We start from the raw sequence: 16,580 nt of genomic DNA, 5'->3' as shown, positions 1-16,580 counted from the left end.
GGGGGGGGGGGGGGGGGGGGGGGGGGGGGGGGGGGGGGGGGGGGGGGGGGGGGGGGGGGGGGGGGGGGGGGGGGGGGGGGGGGGGGGGGGGGGGGGGGGGGGGGGGTGGGGGGGGGGGGGGGGGGGGGGGGGGGGGGGGGGGGGGGGGGGGGGGGGGGGGGGGGGGGGGGGGGGGGGGGGGGGGGGGGGGGGCGGGGGGGGGCTGGGGGGGGGGGGGGGGGGGGGCGGCCCCCCCGCCCCCGCCCCCCCGCCACGGCAGTGTCACTCGGTGGTGCTGTGCGCCAGAGCGCGGGCCTTGCCTGCCCACTCCCCCATGCATGTGATGGCCGAGGTCATCTGCTTCACCGCGGCGGAGATGTCCTTCACTGGCTTGCGGAGGTGTCGGCTCACAACGACCATGCCGCCCGCGGACGTGCCAAAGGACCCGAGCTGTGCCATGCCCTCCTGAGCAGACTCAGCCAATGCCATGAGCTGCCCCAGGAACTCCTCCGCTTCCTCGCCACGCTCGTCGAGCGGAGTGACCTCAATGAGACCCAGCGCGGCCCTCACCCCGCTGTCCAGGGTCGCCATCCGTTCTGCGAAATCCCCGGCGACAGCGTTCAGTTCCCCGGCCGGCGCGCCGATCGACTGCGCATACCGGGCCACCGCCGCGAGCCGTGCGCTCGCGGGTGCATTCGCCTGGGTCAGATCGAGCATCTCGATATTGGTCTGTTCGGTCAGCGCTCCGATTGTCTCGATGGTCTTGGTGATCGCCTCCATGTCCGCGGTCATCTCATCCAGCCCGACTTCGATCGCGACGAAGTCGTCGAGCAAGCCGGGCGAGTCCTCGTCCTCCGTGTCCCCGCTCTCCGCAGCGGACGACGGTCCCTCGATGGTCTGGAGTCCACGCAGCACCCGCGCTGGGGTGAGGAGTTCGAAGCCGTCCCGGAGCCCGACTTCCAGCGCGCTCTCGATCTCCTTGCGCGCGCCGGTCAGGTGACTACGCGCCCGTTGATACCGGATCGTCCTGATCGATGCGATGTCGAAGGGCAGCAGCCCAGCCTCCCCGATGTGGATCGTCGGCTTGCCGGTGATATGACGCAGCCCCAGCTCGTACATCACGTTGGGATTGCCGCCGCTGACATCCGCAATGACCAGGTCGCACTCGATGACATGCCGGCAGATCTGCTCGTTGATGTCACCGGCGTGCGGGATGCCGTCGCCGCGCACGGCGGTGATTCCGTACCTCTTGCAGGCAGGAGCGATCACCTGTTCGAAGATCCCGAGGTGGTGCTCGTACGCCTCACGCTCGGAGCTGCCGTGCGCGGCGTACGGGTCGCCGATGGGGCCGATGACAAAACACGTGCGGGGCCGGTCGGCCTTCTGCCCCAGAGCCAGTGACGCGATCATGCGGGGTCCTCCGTTCCATGAGCGTGGGTGTCGTCGAGCCGGGCGGCGTGCGCGGCGCCAGCTTCCAGGTCGGCGGCGTACACCGGTCGCTCCTCGATGCCGAGGGAACGCAACAGGTACGCCGTCGGGATGCGGTAACGTCGGCCGACGCGCAGCACGGGACAAGGGAAGGTGCCGAGGCGGATCAGCTTGTACGCCGTACCGGGGCAAACTCCGAAGGCGCGGGCAGCCGTGCGCAGGTCGACGCTCAAGGGCAGGTCGAAGGCCTCTGCGAAACCCAGGGCCGGGCCAGACCGCGCGCTCACCGCCGGGCTCCCAAGGGGCGGAGCACCAGCGTGCCGATGAGGTCTGCATCCTCGTGACGGCGGGCTCGGAACGCCAGGTCGGGCAAGCCCGCGCGGTGCGCGAGCGCTCCGAGACGTTCCCCTTCCCGCCGGGCGCGCGACTCGGCGAAACGGAGCGTCGCGGCCAGCCCGTCGCTGCGGGGCGGGGGCGTGAGGTGGAGTTCCCACCCGTCGGCCGGCCGTGGTTGTTCCTCCGGCGGAGCCGTGGCGTTGCGGGCTTCGGCGATGGCGGCGATGTCCGCGACGGGAACCTCCTGCCTGACGCGGTTCGCATAGGCCCACATCCCGTTCACCGCCTCCTTGATCAAGCGGCCGCCTGTGTCCGGACTGTCCGGATCTGCCGTGTCGAGGGCCGCGAGTAGGGCCAGGACGGCCTCTGCCTCAAGGTCGGCCCGCTCGACCCTCAACCGGCACATGATTCGGTGCAGGTTCCGGTACAACCCGGGTAGCGCCAACCAGACGACGAGCAACCGCCCCGTGCCGTCGCTGTCCTCGGGCTCCCGCCGGGCCTCCGTAACCGCCTGTCGCCAGATCGCCGTTCGCAGAGCCTCATCGCGTTGCGGCCCATACATTGCCTTCCTGCTCTCGTCCGGAGACAGCCTCACCGTGTGCTGGCCGATGCTGAACGAGAGGGGCAGCCGCATACCGTCGAGCGCTCCAGAAAGCCTCCTGTCGATCACGGCGAATACGCCCTTAGGGGCAGTCGATGTCATCACTCCTCCTCCTTTCCGGCCTCATCGGGCCGGTTGAAGACCGATAGCGCTGCGGCAGCCTGCTCGCAGGCACTCAGAAGGGCGAACAGAGCCGAAAGCGCAGCCGCCTGACGCGTCTCCGAGACCGGGCTCGCCGTCTCGCGCCGGGGCCGCGACAGCCCGTCAGGCGGGGTGGGCGGGTGGATGTGAATGTCGCCGTACAGGTCGTGGCCGACGTTCACCCCGTAGTCCGCCCACTGGATGCCGTCCCCTTCGAGCCGGAGCGAAGCCTTGTACGGGGCCGTCACAAGGCGTGCCCGGGGCCCGCTGGCGGAGGGTCCATGGGTAGGCCGACGGTGAGGCCGCCGCTCACATCACCGCCAACGGCGACACCCTGGTGGACGTATTGGGAGGGCGTCGTCCGGCTCAGGGCGACTCCGTCCGGCGACGGCAGGGGTCCGCTCACACTCTCCACGGACGGCCGCACCTCGTCCGGCCCGTGGCCCGGCACCCGGATCCAGCCGTAACCACCGAACTCCTTCACCCGCACGTGGGCCCGGACATACTGGGCCGGGTGGAGGTCGGGGTGCCCGAACCGCACGACATCCTGGTACAGCCGGTCCGACACGATGACGGCGAGATCCGCCGAGGTGAGGGAGGCCAGTACGGCCCTTAGTTGGGGCGCGTTCACATAGCGCGCCACGGCGACCGGTGTGGGCCCGGCGTGGCCGAGAGCGGCGGCCGCGACGACACCGGTGTCGACGGCCAGCCGCAGCCTGACACGCGGGGCAGCCAGTCGGGCGTTGAGGACGCCGAGGCGGGCCGTCAGGTGGTGCATGAAGGGCCCCAGCACGGCGGCTTCCGGTGTGGCCTCGGGGAGAACGGCGAACTCCTGATCGCCTTGCGGCTGACGAGCCCAGGTGGCCCGGTCCAGACCGGTCAGCGTCGCCGCCTCGTCCAGCAGCCGGACCAGGTCGGACTGGACGGCCGACTGGGTCCGGGTGTCGAGGCGGCTGTACTGCTCCATGTCCGCCGCCAGGCACAGTCGGCGGTGCGGGATGGCGTCCTGCGGCCAGGGGGAGGAGGGCTTGGTCACGACAACTGGCCACCTTCCAAAGGTCGTTGGGTGTGGTGCACACCCAGACTGTGCGGGGGAAGGAACCGGGCCGTCGAGAAAGCCGTATTAATGCGATTCTGTGGCCGCCGCCTTTAGGTGGTCGGCACACTCAGCCGGGCGACCTTCCGCAGGCGGGCCAGGTCCCGTACGTAGGTCTGCCGGAGGCCGGTGCTGATGATCTTGTCCATTCGCAGCTGGGCGAGCGCCTTGTGCACGGTGTGCCTGGTGGACCCGGTGAGGGCGGCGAACTCGGACTGGGACAGGTTCACGTCGATGCGTACCGCGTTCCGTTCGTGCCGCCCATACGACATCGCCAGTTGGACGAGTACGCGGGCCAGTCGGACCAGGACCGGGTATCCGCCGAACTCCAGCCGCCAGCGGTCGGACCGACGCAGGCGGCCACAGAGCACCCGGTTGAGGGCCAGTGACACCTCGGGGTTGGCGAGAAGGAAAGGCCAGAGTTCGTGCCTCGGGACGACGGTGGCGACTACGTCGCCACAGGCAGTGACCGTGGCCGACCTAGGCCCAAGGTCCATGGCCGCCACCTCGCCCACAACATCCCCGGTGATCCTGATGTCCATGAGCGACACCCGGTCGCCGTCCAGCCGGGCGGTCACCTTCACCAGCCCTTGGTGGAGCACAACCAGCTCCTGCGCATGGTCACCCTCATTGATCAGTACGTCCCCCACGGCATAGTGGCGTCGGCTGCCCAGCTGTGCGAAGGCCGCGCGCTCCCCACCCGACAGGGTGTCGAGGAACGGCGCGCAATCATCCGTGTTCGAGCCGTGAATCATGTGCTCAGCAGAGCACTTCCCCAACGCGGCCGTGTGCCTTTCCGCCGATCCGCCGGTGCGAGCAACGCACTCCGGGGCGCACGGCGGCGCATAGCCGGAGCACTCACCTTCCACTTGCGAAGAGACGCGGCTGATATCTGCTGCACGGACGTCGGCCGCCCCATGGTCCTGCGACGACTGGGGCAGGACAGCGCCGGGATGGCCAGTCCTCTCTCAGCCTCGGTCGACGGTGCTGATCGCCTCGGCCACACCGTAGGCCCCCAGGAGCAGCAGCTGGTCCAGCAGGTCGAGGATCTCGGACCGGCGCGCGGCCGAGGCGGCCTGGGCATGAGCGCGGACCAGCAACTTACCGATGTGGTGGGCGGCCGCCGCACCGCTCGCCAGGTCGGCGGAGGAAGGACCGAGCGCCGTGAGGAATCGCTTCACACACGTCAGCACCAGGTCGTCGACCCGGTCAGGCGCGTGCTCCAGAGTGATCAGCAACTGGGGAAGGGCGGATAGGAAGGCACGAGAGTCGATCAGCGCGGTCACTGTCCGGCGGAAGGGCCCCAGACGCTGGTCCCTCAACGCGGCGGCGACCGCGGCAGCGGCTTCCCGCACGTCCCTCTCTGGGTCGTGGAAGAACCGGACGAGGGCGTGGTGAGCCAAGGCCGCATCGCCGGTGTTCACGAGGCGCTGAGCGCACACGTCTGCGGCTCCTCGTCTCTGTGCTTGGTCGTCCCCGGCAAGCACCTTCGCCAGCGGATCTGTTATCTCCCATTCCATCGCTGCCAGTGCGGCCACCTGCCCACCGCTCCGGCGAACCGTTGCCAGCGGGGAGCACAGCATCCGTTCCATCACCGGTCTGCCCGCCACCGGGTCTCCATGGCACAGAGCCACGACCAAGCGGGTCACATACGGTGAGGCCAGAAGCTGGTCGGGTGCCTCCGTGAGCACCGTGAAGGCGTCGGCCACCGCAGGGCGGTCGTGGCGTATCGCGGCATGCAACACATGGGCCACGCACGTCCGGACGGAGAGGGAGGGATCGGCGGCCAGTCGGCTCAGTTGAGGTACGACCACGGCAGCCCGTGACCCGTCTGCGTCGTGGATGAGCAGGTTACCCAGGCTCAAGGCTGCGCTGCCCCGCACGCTGTTGATCCCTGCCGTGAGCAGGTCGCGCTCCACGTCTCCGTTGTTCTCACTGAACGCGTCACCGACATCGTCGGAGACGAGAGCGCGGCTCAAGAGCGTCTCCACGAGATCGAGAGGCGCACTGGGGTGGTACTTCCCCACCGCCCACCCCAGCCAGCGGTCATACGCCGGTCTGCCTTGGCCGGCGAAATGGCGAACCGCCGCAAAAATGGTGTTCGGATCGCTGTATGGCTCCGCGTCACCAAGACCCAGGAGTAGCGAGGCTCCGTAGGCCGGGTGCGTCTCGGCGTCCATCCGCAAGGCCAGTCGCGCGAACCTGCCGGGGTCCGCCACGGTCATGTTCCGCAGCAAGTGAGACAGCTCCCGGGCCCCGCCTGTGAAGGTCGCCCAGTCGGTGCGGTCCTGGCTATGCTTTCTCATGGCGCTTAGCCACTGGTCGTCACTCATGTGTTGGGCCGCTTCCAACGAGATGGGCGGTCCGATGACCCCACTCGTCATCCCCCGCGGCTCGTCCGGCTCCTGCATGTCGCCATGACGTCGACGGAGTTCTCCGAGCCGACGCGCTGCACGCTCGGAAAGCCGGCCTTCGGGGAGTGCCGTCAGAAGGGTGAACTCATGCCAGGGCGAAAGCTCTTCATCAGGGGGAATACGCAGGTGGAGGAGAGCTTTCTCCAGCCGACCAAGGGTGTCGTCAGGAAGGGCGCCACCGACGGCACGGAGAACCTCGCGTGCGCCCCACACGACATTGGCCCCATAGCCCGACAGAAGACGGTGTCCGCCCTGCAGAATAATCTCGGCGGACCAAGGAGCAAGGGCAGGCCCCGCCTCGGTCAGCGCTTGGTAGAGGAGCCACTGCGCCGCCTCATACGGCACGCTCACGAGCCCTGCCACAAGTTCCCGCACTTGGGCGATGTCTCGGCGCGCCACGATCCGCAGCGCACTGGCCGCGCCCTCGAACAAGGCGCCGCCCAAGTCACTGGGTTCGTCGTCGGGATAGCGGAACGCGAAGTGCTTGTCGAAGACGGGCCAACCGGCTCGTGGCGGGCAGGCGGTCGCGGTCATGACGTCCAGTAGCACGGGCAGAAGCCGGACACAGAACTGCTCGGGAGCGCCCAGCGCGGCGGCCGCCACCAGACGGAGTGCTGAATGCTCTCGGGTCCGCAGCACGGCGACCATGCCCTGATCATCGAGTTGGAGGGAGTCCGGGCGATCCGCCAGCACCACACCGAGCAACTCGACCGCCCAGGTGGGCTCTTCCCTTGCCAGGTCGCCCACCGAGATCCAGAGACTGCGATCTCGGCCGGTGAAGAGGCCAGCTCGTACGCTATCGAGGAGGAGGTCAAAAAGTTGTCGACTGTCGGCGAGGCGGACGAAGGGAACGACCCTGGCCAACCAGGAACCGTACCTGGAATCAAGCGCATGGGATTCCAGGAGGCGGGCCACCCGGTCGGGGCAGGTGCTGGCGGCTGCGACCATCATTCGTTCTCCCCAGTCGCGTTCCCTCGCATCGGCGCTGGTGAGCCAGTTCTCGATCACTGACTCATCGTCCGCGCGATGGAACCATGCCGCGTTGCTGACCGCATTCACGAGACGGTCCTGGAAGGGAGGACGGGTGTCCAATACGCGCGCGACGGCGCCCCACTCGGCAGCCGTGGGGGCCTGCAGGCCGCGCAACATGGCCAAGGTCGTGTCCTTCAGGTGGTAGCGGATCCCAGGGCTGGTCAGCAGTGCCTCGACCTCCTCAACGAACCGCTCCGGGTCCAGATCGCGCAGGTGATCGAGAACCTGCCGCACCTGTCCACGGCGAAAGAGCTCCTGCTCTCCACCGGTGAGGAAGGCGACCAGGCTCTCGTCGCGCCGGAGCCAGTCGCGCGCGAAGGCGTAATCGAAAAAACTCTCGTGGAAGAAAGCAAGTTGCCGGCCGTCGCGCACGCAGACGTGCTCGGATACCAGCACATCCCCCGTCGCTGCCAGGTCGTCCGGGTCGAGCACACTGTGCGGTACGGACAGCCGCTGCCGAGCGCTCATGGCCGCCACGATGGCCGACACCGCCTCGTGAAAGCGCACGGAGGGCTGGCGACGCATGCACCCCTTCCGCTTGGTGTCCCAGAACATGTCGAAAAGCTGCCTGGTAGTACGGAAGGAGAGGGCCTTTTCCTGGCTGGCGACCTGCGCCAAGAGGACCAGATGTAGCGGTGACCGCAGCAATGCCCGCTGCGGCGGGGCCACCTGGGAGGCGTCCAGGCCCATATTGATGACCGCGGTGTCGACCTGAGTGTCGGAGAGTGGCCCTATCGTGACGCGTGCGCAGCGTTCCGATGTGGCGAGTTGACGGATGCGGGGATCGGCCTGGACGTCGAATGCGCGGCACACGAGGACGACACGCATGGCAGGGTTTGCCACCGCCTCGCCCACCAGGTCGCCCACCGCGTCGAAGGTGTCCGGAATGCGTCCCGACGCGAGGCTGACTGCGTCGAGCTGGTCCACGAGCAGCACACAAGGCCGCCCGTCCGCCACGGCTCCGAGGGCGCTGACCGGCGACATGGTCAGGCCGATGCGTTGCCCGAGCTGATGAGTCGAGGCCGAGGCCTCCAGCCGGTCGAGACGGAAGGCGAGCACCGGAATGGCTTGCCTATCGAGCGCGGTGAAGGCTTGGTGCAGCACAGCGCTCTTTCCACTGCCTGCAGCACCCGTCAGGAGGATGAGTTGCTCGGTGCCTCTCGTGGCCTGTTCCACCAGCTGGTCGGCCTCTTGCCGGGGGATCGTGGGCCGGAGCAGATCACGTTCGACACTCGCTGTCCACCGACTCGTGATTTTGGTCACCGCGTCGATTACTACGTCACCGTCCACCCGGCTGACTCGCCGCAACCCGTACTGTGGCAGCCGGGCGGTAATGGCCGAGGCGTCGAGAGTGGTTCCCAGGTTGTCCATCAGGAGGTCGCCGAGTCCTGCAGCCGCAAGCCGGCCTGGGGCCCCGGCAAGGGCCTGTTCCGCCAGGACCGCGTTGGTGTTTGCGAGGTCTCGTTCGTTGTGCCACTCCACCCAGAGCCCTCTCAGCATGCGCCACGCCGTCGCGGCAGAGCCGTAGATGTCGGCTGAGGCAAGGGCGTCGAAAGAGCCCTGGAGTTCATCGGTCAACCACTCGGCTTCGAAGGACGCGAAGTCGTTGGAGCGACGGGCGCGGTCGGCGAGTTCGTCGAGCGTACGGGCGGGGACCAAGGAGACGAAGTGGAACGCATGGCCCGCGTTGACGTGGGAACCCAGGTTCTTCCAGACCTCCTTGCCGCGGAGGGAGGCCACGTTCCAGCTGTTCGCGTTCCGGTTCTGCCGCTTGACCTGGTGCACTTCCGTCCCGCCGTTGTGACGGTAGACAAACTCGACGCCGTCACCCAGGGGAGCGCCCGGCTCCAGCGTTATCGATGTCCCCATGCCCAGGAGCACGTACAGGGCATGTCTGATTGTCCAGGCTCCCTCGTAGCGGTTGCCGAACTTGTCCGCCTCGCCTCCCGGCCGCGGTACCATCGCGCCCCCAGTGTCTGCTGAACGACCTCGTCGGCCGCGTACGTGCGCGGACGCTACCGCACATGTCCGGGGGCCCGAGGCCGGTTACGCGAGGTTTTACTGCGCGGTGGCAGCTTTCAAAGGCCCGGTACGTCTCCCCTGTTCCTGGCTCCGCCCCGTAGTCTTCCGCCGTCATCCGCGAGTCGATTGAGTGGTGGCCCGGCGTATCCACCCGGGCACCAAAATCGAGTATCAGTTGGAACAGGCTGACCTGCCCCTGTGCGCCGCCGACGGCCCCATCGTCACCGGGCACCGGGCCAAGCGCGCCCCCGGTCCTGACGTGCCGAGTTGAGCAGGCCGTCTCCGAGTGGTACGTCCCGCAGATGCTGAAGCTGTCTGGGGACGGCCTTATCGAGCTCACCCGTCCGGGCTGGAACCCCGGCAAGCCGCCGTACGGCTACCTCGCCGCGAAGGTTCCTCACCCGGTCCTGACCCGCCACGCCGAAGGCCGCACAAGCACAGCCTGTTCGCCGCCCCGGCCCACACACCTGCCGTCACTTGAATCTTCCAGTGCGTGGCATCGACGGGCTGGGCTAAGACGCCATCGCCGAGAGCCACGGCCTCCGGCCCGGCTGTATCCCCCGCCGCTGCCGACCCGGGCACACGTAGGGCTGGGGCGCAGGAGCGGCTCCACCGTCCGCGAGATCCTCTACAGCCCCGAATACGCCGGCTATCAGGTCTGCAGCCGCCGAGCCACCAAGAAGGGAGGCCGCCACAACGACTCTAAGGACTGGGTCCGTCACCCATGCCTACTCACGAGTCGCTCTTCACCCGGGAGCTGTTCGACAAGGTCAGCGTTATGCCCAAGAAGCGGCAGGGCTCGCGCACTCCACTTCCACACCGTGATCCCTCTTGACGGCCCCTACGGACCCGAGATAGCCCCGCCCACCCGGGCGACGCCGATCTCCAGGCCGACGCCGCCCGCCGGCAGTCGGCCTAGTCCAGTTCCTGCACGGTCGGCTGCGATGTCGTCGGCCCGCGCACCTGCGCTTCGGCACGCAGATCGACGTGCGGCCCATCACCGCGTTTGACGCCGGGAAGGCGCTGCCCTCCTCGGCCGTGGCTGGCTACGTCGCCAGCACCCCACCAACGGAGCGGAGGAACGCGGGTGCGGTGACCGGGCCGACCTGGCCACCCTGACTCTGTATGCGCCCACACCGTGCGCATGATCGGCGCATACTGGTGGCCGGGCGGCCTGCCCGCCTCGGAGCCGCTGCCGCTGCGCCGCTGGGCCCACATGCTCGGCTGTCGCGGCCACTTCACCACCGGATCCCGTCACTACTCCACCACCCTGCCCGCCCTCCGTTCGGCCCGCACCGACCACCGCGCCCAGCAGGGCACGGCGTTGGGCCTGCCCGACCGGCTTATACCCCGACGCGGCTGTGCGGTCAGCCGGTCGGGAGTCTGGCGGCTGACCGGTCCGGGGCAAGCTCCGCTGCGGCTGCCGACGGCTCATGTTTGACAACCACCGCGACGCGATCACGTACTACACGTGCTGGCCGCGCTCGAACAACCGGGGCCGCCCCGACACCTACGCCGGTCACCCCAAGAGCGTGTATCTGCGCGAGGACGTGCTCATGGACGCGGTAGGCGCCTTCTACGCCGACCGGCTATTCGGCCCGCACCGCCGGGACCTGCTGGCCGCAGAGATCGCCGGCGTGGACGACCGCGCCACGAAGGAACGCCAGGCCGAGCGGGAACGCCACCAGAAGGCCCTGGCCGACCTCACACGGCGGCAGGAGAACATCCTGCGGCAGGCACGGGACTGCGAGCCGGGCGACCCCTTCGCGGACGGCCTGAGGCGGACCTACAACGACCGCGAAGCCCAGCGGAAGGCAACCCTGGCGGTCGTGGCCGACATCGACAAGGCCGAGGCGGCCGAGCCGACGGGGCCGAGCCTGGACGCGGCGGACCTTCCCGACGCCCTGCCGTCCCTGAGCCTGCGCCTGCCCGACGCGCCCGAAGACCTACAGCGGCGTCTGGTCGACGTGACCCACTTGACTATCGACCTGCACCAGAACAGCGATGACATCACGTTCACGCTCAGGCTCCCCGCCGACCAGATACCCGAGGTTACCCACACGTCCACGACGATCTTCACTGCGTCCGAGCAAGATGAACGGCCCGTGCCCGGCAAGGCAGGCACGAGCCGTGGTGTAGGTGCTATTGGTGCCCCCGGGCCGGCGCTACTCCCCGCCGTCCCCGCCGACGCAGACCACCTCGTCGCGCGGCACGTAGTGGGTGCGGAACGTCTCGCGGCCGACCTCCTCGCCGCCGTCCAGCAGGATCCGGTCCACCTCGACGTCGAAGCCCTCCATCGGCGGCTGCGGCACGCCCTCCTCGCTGTCGTCCTCCCGGCGCTCGGGCTCCTCGATGTTCTCGCGCGGGCCCGTCTCGGACTGGACGTCGTCGTACCGCTTGGTGCCGAAGAAGGAGATGGTGACGGAGGTGTCGGTGGCGTCGGCGGCGACGTAGATGGCGTTGCCCGAGTCGTTCACCCAGCGCAGGTCCAGGCTGCCCCAGGCGACGGTGGCCTCCCGGCCCTCCGGGTACCGCTCGATGTAGAAGGAGTGCGCGCCGTACTCGACGGGGTCCACGCCGGCGAAGAACACCGCGTTGAACATGGTGGTCGCCACCGCCGAGACGCCGCCGCCCTGCGCCTGCTGGTACTGGTCGTCGAGGATGATGAGGCCCTCCACGAAGCCGTTGGCCTCGGTGCGCTCACCGACCGTCTCGTTGAAGCTCCACTCCTCGCCGGGCAGCACCACCGAGCCGTTGATCAGCTCGGCGGCCCGGCCGATGTTGGTGGTGCGGTAGGGGGCGGGGTCGAAGTTCACCGTGAAGGTGGACATCTGCTCCATGATCCCGAGGTCCTGGTAGGTGTCGGCCGTCACCTCCGGCGCGACCTCCTCGGTCCGGAGGGCCGCCGTGCGGGCCTCGTCGCCGCGTCCGGTCAGCAGCGGCAGCACCGTCTCACCGAGCCCGTCGGTGACCACGCGGGTGCCGGGGGTGCCGTCGGCGGCGACGACGACCTCGGAGCCCTCCAGGCGGAGCGTGGCGTCGGTGGGCTCGGTGCCCGCGTTCTCGAACGCGTCGGCCAGCCGCTCGTCGGCGGCCAGCGCCTCGCCGTCCAGCGCCGGTTCCAGCCGTCCGGTGTCGTCGGCGGTCATGGTGAGGTGGTCACCGATGACCTCGGTGGGGACGGTGATCCGCTCCTCGTCAGCCGTCAGCACCACGGGGCCGGACATGGCGGGCTCGGCGAACTCCTCCACGGCCCGTTCGATCTCGTCGGGGCCGGTGACGGGCTCCGCCTCCCGCACCGGCAGCGGCAGCGGCTCACCGATGTCGGGGAAACGGTCCCGCAGCAGGTCCAGGGCGCGGTCCACGTCCAGCTCGGTGCCCGGGCGCGGCTCGGTGACGGACACCTCGCCGTTCTCGAAGCCCACCGCGCCCTCCCGGAGGCTGGTGGCGGAGTCCTGGGCCAGCGCGGTCAGCTCGGAGCGGCCCGCTTCCTCGTCCTGCCGGACCACCGGCTCCAGCTCGCCGCCGCCCGTGCCGAAGAGGGATCCGAGCAGCCCCGGCACCTCGGCCTGGTCGACGGTGGCGTCGATGTCGACGGTCAGCCCCAGCTCGACGGGGTCCAGCTCCTGGACGTCCCCGTTCTCGCCGATCGTGACCTCGATCGGCTCGGTCCTGGTCCAGGCCAGCTCCTCGGTGAGCTTGTCGCGCGCCGCGCCCGGGGACATGCCGCCGATGTCGACGCCCTGGACGCTGGTTCCCCCGGCGATCTCGCCGCCGGTGAGCAGGGACCCGATCAGGTAGAGCGCGGCCAGGGTCAGCGCGACGCCGATGGCGATCACCGCCGGGCGGCGGGTGACGGCGCGGTGGCGCGCTATGTGCGGCGGCTCGGCCGGAAACGGCGGGTAGGCGGCCACGGGGCTCCCTCGGGACGGCGCGGAGTGCGCGGAGACGAGTGGAAGGGTAACCAACCGCGTGCGTCGCACGGAAATGGGACGTTCAGGCGATACAGCCGATATGAGCGGTGTAGTCGTACTTCCAGCGAGAAGAGCGTCATATCTCACTAAAAGCGCGTGAGGGGGCCGGGGCAACCGGAAGCCCGTTCCGGCCGCTGATCACCGCCGGGAGCGGGACGCGCGGCAAGACCCCGGGGTCAGGGTCGCAGCTCCGCCCACACCGTGCAGCCCGCGTTCCGGTCGGGGCACAGGACGCCCCACCGGGCGGCCAGCGCGTCCAGCAGCACCAGGCCGCGGCCGTGCTCGGAGTCGGCGCTCGCCGGGCGCGGCGCCGCGCGGCGGTCGAGCCCGCGGCCCTCGTCGGCCACCTCGATCCGCAGCCGGTCCAGGCGGGGGCTCGCCTCCAGCCGGCAGGTGATGATGTGACTGTCCGTGTGCAGGAGGGCGTTGGTGACCAGCTCGGAGATCACCAGGCGGGCGGTGTCGCGGACCTCCCGCGGCAGTCCCCAGTGATCGAAGCGCCGCTCGACCCGGTCGCGCGCGGTCGCCACGGACTCGGCGAGCGCCGGCAGGGCGAAACGCTCGCCCTGTCGCGGTGTGCCCGGAGCGGTGGGGGCCTGCGCGGGAAGGGTGAGCGGCGTCGTGCCGTGAAGCGGGAACACGGGCATGGTCGCCTCTCCGGGGGTGCCGAACCGTGGGGGTGGACCGGGTCGCGTGTCAACTATGCGCACCCAGGTGCGCATTACGCAAGGGGAGTTCTGCAATTCGCATAAAGACAAATGACCTTTGTCGATGCCGCTACCCCGTGTGGCAGACTGCTGCCAGGAGTTGGCGTCGCCAACTCGCGTGCGAGGGAGGCGGCGTGGCAGAGGCACGGTCGGGCCCGACCGTGGGACAGATCGTCCTGGGGCTGCGCCTGCGCGATCTGCGGGAACGGGCCGGCTGTTCGTTCGCCGACGCGGCGCAGGCGCTCAGCGTGAACACCACCACGGTGCGCCGCATGGAGAAGGCGGAAGTCGGCCTCAAGCCCCTCTACGTCAAGGCGCTGCTGGAGCGTTACGGGGTGCCGCGCGCCGAGGCCGACTCGTTCCTGCTGCTGGTCAACGAGGCCAACCGGCCCGGCTGGTGGCACCGCTACCGCGACGTGCTGCCGGACTGGTTCAGCCTCCACGTGAGCCTGGAGGGCGAGGCCAGCCTCATCCGCGCGTACGAACCGCACTGCGTGCCCGGCCTGTTGCAGACCGAGGAGTACGCGCGGGCGCTGCTGCGCACCGGGTTCCCCAACGCCTCGCAGGAGGAGATCGGGCGCCGGGTCGCGTTGCGCATGGAGCGTCAGGAGCTGCTGTCCCGGTCGCGGGCACCGCTGTTGTGGGCCGTGATCGAGGAGGGGGTGCTGCGCCGGCGGGTCGGGTCGCCCGACCTCATGCGGGCGCAGATCGACCGGCTGGTGGAGGCGACGGCGCTGCCCAACGTCACGCTCCAGATCATGCCGTTCAGCGCCGGTCCGCACCCGGGGATGTTCGGGCCGTTCCAGCTCTTCCGGTTCGAGATCCCTGAGCTGCCCGACATCATCTACACCGAGAGCCTGACCGGCGGGGTCTACCTCGACGAGCGGCCCGACACCGTGGCCTTTCTGGAGGTTCTGGACCGTATAGGTGCGCAGGCCGCACCGGTTCACGACACCGAGGCCCTTCTCGGTGCGATTCGCAAGGAGCTCTGAACCCGCATGAGTGACGAGATATACAACGGGATGCCGGCCAGGAACCTCGGCAGCGAGGGCTGGGCCAAGCCGTGGAGCGGCACCAACGGCGGCAACTGCGTGGAGGCCATGAAGCTGGCCGACGGCCGGGTGGCGCTGCGGCAGTCCACCGATCCCGACGGCCCGGCGCTGATCTACACGCAGCCCGAGATCGAGTCGTTCATCCGGGGAGCCAAGCGCGGCGAGGCGGACTTCCTGCTCGCCTGAGCCCACCGCGACGCCAGGCCCCCCGGCCCGCCACGGGCCGGGGGTCCTGGCGCGTCCGGGGCCCGCGTGCGCGGGGGCGCGCGGGCCTAGGCGCGGGTCCGCAGCGCGGTCTCCTTCACGAAGACGGTGATCACCAGGGCCAGCAGCGCGGCGGGCGCGGCGTACAGGAACAGGTCGGCGATGCCGTGCCCGTACGCGCCCTCGATCACCGTCCGCAGCGGTTCGGGCAGCGCGGCCACGTCCGGGATGCCGCCGCCGGCCGCGTCGGCGGCGCCCGCCGCGTCCGACGGGCCCAGCCCGGCCAGCCCGTCCCGGGTGTAGCCGCCGACGCGCTGGGCGAGCACCGCGCCGAGCACCGAGACGCCGATGGCGCCGCCCAGCGAGCGGGAGAACGCGACCACCGAGCTGGCCGAGCCGAGGTCCCGCGCGTCCACCACGTTCTGGGTGGCCAGCACCAGGTTCTGCAGCAGCATGCCGATCCCCGCCCCGAGCACGGCCATGGAGACCGCGACGCGCCAGTACGGGGTGTCGTACCGCACGGTGCCCAGCAGCGCCGACCCGGCGGTGATCAGGGCGCCGCCGGCGACCAGCCAGTGCTTCCAGCGCCCGGTGCGGGTGATGAGCCACCCCGAAGCGGTGGAGGTCAGGGTCATGCCGCCGATGAACGGGATCGTCATGATCCCGGACATGGTGGCGCTCTGGCCGCGCGCGAGCTGGAAGAACTGGCTGAAGAAGACGGTGCCGCTCAGCATCACCACCCCCACGAGCAGCGAGGCCGCCGAGGTGAGGCTGATCGTCCGGTCCCGGAAGAGCCGCAGCGGGATGATCGGGTCGTCGGCGCGCGCCTCGTTCAGCACGAACAGCGCGCCCAGCGCCACCGAGCCGCCGACCATCGCGACGGTCTGCCAGGACACCCAGTCGTACCGGTCGCCCGCCAGCGTCACCCAGATCAGCAGCAGCGAGATGGCCGCGCTGACCAGGAGCGCGCCGGTCCAGTCGATCCGCACCGCGCGCCGGGTGACCGGCAGCCGCAGGGTGCGCTGGAGCACCACCAGGGCGGCGAGGGCGACGGGGACGCCGATGTAGAAGCACCAGCGCCAGCCGAGCCACGGCGTGTCGGTGATCACCCCGCCGATCAGCGGGCCGCTCACGGTCGCCAGGGCGAACGTGGCCCCCAGGTAGCCGCTGTACCGGCCGCGCTCGCGGGGCGGGATCATCGCGGCCAGGATGATCTGCGACAGGCCGATCAGGCCGCCGACGCCGATGCCCTGCACGACGCGGACGGTGATCAGCATGGCCGGGTTCTGCGAGAGACCGGCGACGAGCGAGCCGGCCACGTAGACGCTCAGCGCGGCCTGGATGAGCAGCTTCTTGCTGAAGAGGTCGGCGAGCTTCCCCCACAGCGGCATCGACGCCGTCATCGCCAGCAGGGTCGCGGTGACGACCCAGGTGTACGCGGACTGCCCGCCGCCCAGCTCGCCGATGATCCGGGGCAGGGCGTTGGTGACGATGGTGGAGGAGAGGATCGCGGCGAACATGCCGAGCAGCAGCCCGGACAGCGCCCGCATGATCTCCGGATGCGTCATCGGCGCCGCCACCTCCACGACGGCCG

12 protein-coding genes and 1 pseudogene are annotated in these 16,580 nt (G+C 69.9%); 3 read left to right on the top strand and 10 right to left on the bottom strand.

All coding sequences use genetic code 11. The annotated features are described in order from the left end of the window. Nucleotides 1-261 precede the first annotated feature (261 nt). The 7 genes from BN2279_RS11685 to BN2279_RS11655 form a co-directional block, all read right to left on the bottom strand. Nucleotides 262-1,389, bottom strand: coding sequence for a hypothetical protein (locus BN2279_RS11685; RefSeq protein ID WP_059008631.1), 1,128 nt, complete (start codon nucleotides 1,387-1,389; stop codon nucleotides 262-264). Then, nucleotides 1,386-1,694, bottom strand: a complete 309-nt coding sequence (locus BN2279_RS11680; RefSeq protein ID WP_059008630.1) for a helix-turn-helix domain-containing protein — start codon at nucleotides 1,692-1,694, stop codon at nucleotides 1,386-1,388. The genes BN2279_RS11685 and BN2279_RS11680 overlap by 4 nt, the downstream gene beginning before the upstream one ends. After that, entirely contained in the window at nucleotides 1,691-2,446 is a 756-nt protein-coding gene (locus BN2279_RS11675) for a hypothetical protein (protein ID WP_159037193.1), read from the bottom strand. Before BN2279_RS11675 ends, BN2279_RS11680 begins: the two co-directional genes overlap by 4 nt. Then, nucleotides 2,446-2,733 carry a hypothetical protein gene (locus BN2279_RS11670; RefSeq protein ID WP_059008628.1) on the bottom strand — a complete coding sequence of 96 codons (288 nt, stop codon included), beginning with the start codon at nucleotides 2,731-2,733 and terminating at the stop codon, nucleotides 2,446-2,448. The genes BN2279_RS11675 and BN2279_RS11670 overlap by 1 nt, the downstream gene beginning before the upstream one ends. Then, the gene (locus BN2279_RS11665; protein ID WP_059008627.1) at nucleotides 2,730-3,521 is read right to left on the bottom strand and encodes a hypothetical protein; all 792 of its coding nucleotides are present in this window, start codon (nucleotides 3,519-3,521) and stop codon (nucleotides 2,730-2,732) included. Before BN2279_RS11665 ends, BN2279_RS11670 begins: the two co-directional genes overlap by 4 nt. Nucleotides 3,522-3,634: 113 nt before the next feature. After that, nucleotides 3,635-4,336 (bottom strand): Crp/Fnr family transcriptional regulator, encoded by a 702-nt coding sequence (locus BN2279_RS11660; protein ID WP_059008626.1) that lies wholly within the window; start codon nucleotides 4,334-4,336, stop codon nucleotides 3,635-3,637. A gap of 213 nt (nucleotides 4,337-4,549) precedes the next feature. Then, nucleotides 4,550-8,896 carry an ATP-binding protein gene (locus tag BN2279_RS11655; protein WP_234347759.1) on the bottom strand — a complete coding sequence of 1,449 codons (4,347 nt, stop codon included), beginning with the start codon at nucleotides 8,894-8,896 and terminating at the stop codon, nucleotides 4,550-4,552. Between the two features lie 1,285 nt (nucleotides 8,897-10,181). Between BN2279_RS11655 and BN2279_RS28550 the strand changes: the two are divergent. Then, a pseudogene (locus BN2279_RS28550) lies at nucleotides 10,182-10,490 on the top strand (replication initiator); the annotation flags it as partial. Nucleotides 10,491-11,214: 724 nt separating this feature from the next. On the opposite strand, the gene BN2279_RS11645 reads toward BN2279_RS28550, so the two are convergent. Both BN2279_RS11645 and BN2279_RS11640 read right to left on the bottom strand, forming a co-directional pair. After that, nucleotides 11,215-12,963: a VanW family protein gene (locus BN2279_RS11645; protein ID WP_234347758.1), complete on the bottom strand. Its 1,749-nt coding sequence runs from the start codon at nucleotides 12,961-12,963 to the stop codon at nucleotides 11,215-11,217. A gap of 236 nt (nucleotides 12,964-13,199) precedes the next feature. Then, the gene (locus tag BN2279_RS11640) at nucleotides 13,200-13,670 is read right to left on the bottom strand and encodes an ATP-binding protein (protein WP_059008623.1); all 471 of its coding nucleotides are present in this window, start codon (nucleotides 13,668-13,670) and stop codon (nucleotides 13,200-13,202) included. Nucleotides 13,671-13,864: 194 nt separating this feature from the next. Between BN2279_RS11640 and BN2279_RS11635 the strand changes: the two genes are divergently transcribed. Together BN2279_RS11635 and BN2279_RS11630 are read left to right on the top strand one after the other, a co-directional pair. Beyond that, nucleotides 13,865-14,722 (top strand): helix-turn-helix domain-containing protein, encoded by an 858-nt coding sequence (locus BN2279_RS11635; RefSeq protein ID WP_059008622.1) that lies wholly within the window; start codon nucleotides 13,865-13,867, stop codon nucleotides 14,720-14,722. Between the two features lie 6 nt (nucleotides 14,723-14,728). Next, a complete protein-coding gene (locus BN2279_RS11630; protein WP_059008621.1) occupies nucleotides 14,729-14,968 on the top strand; it encodes a DUF397 domain-containing protein in 240 nt (79 codons plus the stop codon). A gap of 86 nt (nucleotides 14,969-15,054) precedes the next feature. Here the strand turns inward: BN2279_RS11630 and BN2279_RS11625 are convergent, their stop codons facing one another. Further along, on the bottom strand, nucleotides 15,055-16,554 hold the full coding sequence (locus BN2279_RS11625) for an MDR family MFS transporter (RefSeq protein ID WP_059008756.1): 1,500 nt from the start codon (nucleotides 16,552-16,554) through the stop codon (nucleotides 15,055-15,057). Nucleotides 16,555-16,580 lie beyond the last annotated feature (26 nt).

Source organism: Streptomyces specialis (assembly GCF_001493375.1).
Lineage (GTDB): Bacteria > Actinomycetota > Actinomycetes > Streptomycetales > Streptomycetaceae > Streptomyces > Streptomyces specialis.
This window is presented reverse-complemented; position numbering and strand designations above follow the sequence as displayed.

Excerpts from the sequence above, each read along its gene's own strand:
- BN2279_RS11685 (WP_059008631.1), bottom strand. The coding sequence starts at position 1,389 with ATGATCGCGTCACTGGCTCTGGGGCAGAAGGCCGACCGGCCCCGCACG.
- BN2279_RS11675 (WP_159037193.1), bottom strand. The coding sequence starts at position 2,446 with ATGACATCGACTGCCCCTAAGGGCGTATTCGCCGTGATCGACAGGAGG.
- BN2279_RS11660 (WP_059008626.1), bottom strand. The coding sequence starts at position 4,336 with ATGATTCACGGCTCGAACACGGATGATTGCGCGCCGTTCCTCGACACC.
- BN2279_RS11655 (WP_234347759.1), bottom strand. The coding sequence starts at position 8,896 with ATGGGGACATCGATAACGCTGGAGCCGGGCGCTCCCCTGGGTGACGGC.
- BN2279_RS11640 (WP_059008623.1), bottom strand. The coding sequence starts at position 13,670 with ATGCCCGTGTTCCCGCTTCACGGCACGACGCCGCTCACCCTTCCCGCG.
- BN2279_RS11630 (WP_059008621.1), top strand. The coding sequence starts at position 14,729 with ATGAGTGACGAGATATACAACGGGATGCCGGCCAGGAACCTCGGCAGC.
- BN2279_RS11625 (WP_059008756.1), bottom strand. The coding sequence starts at position 16,554 with ATGACGCATCCGGAGATCATGCGGGCGCTGTCCGGGCTGCTGCTCGGC.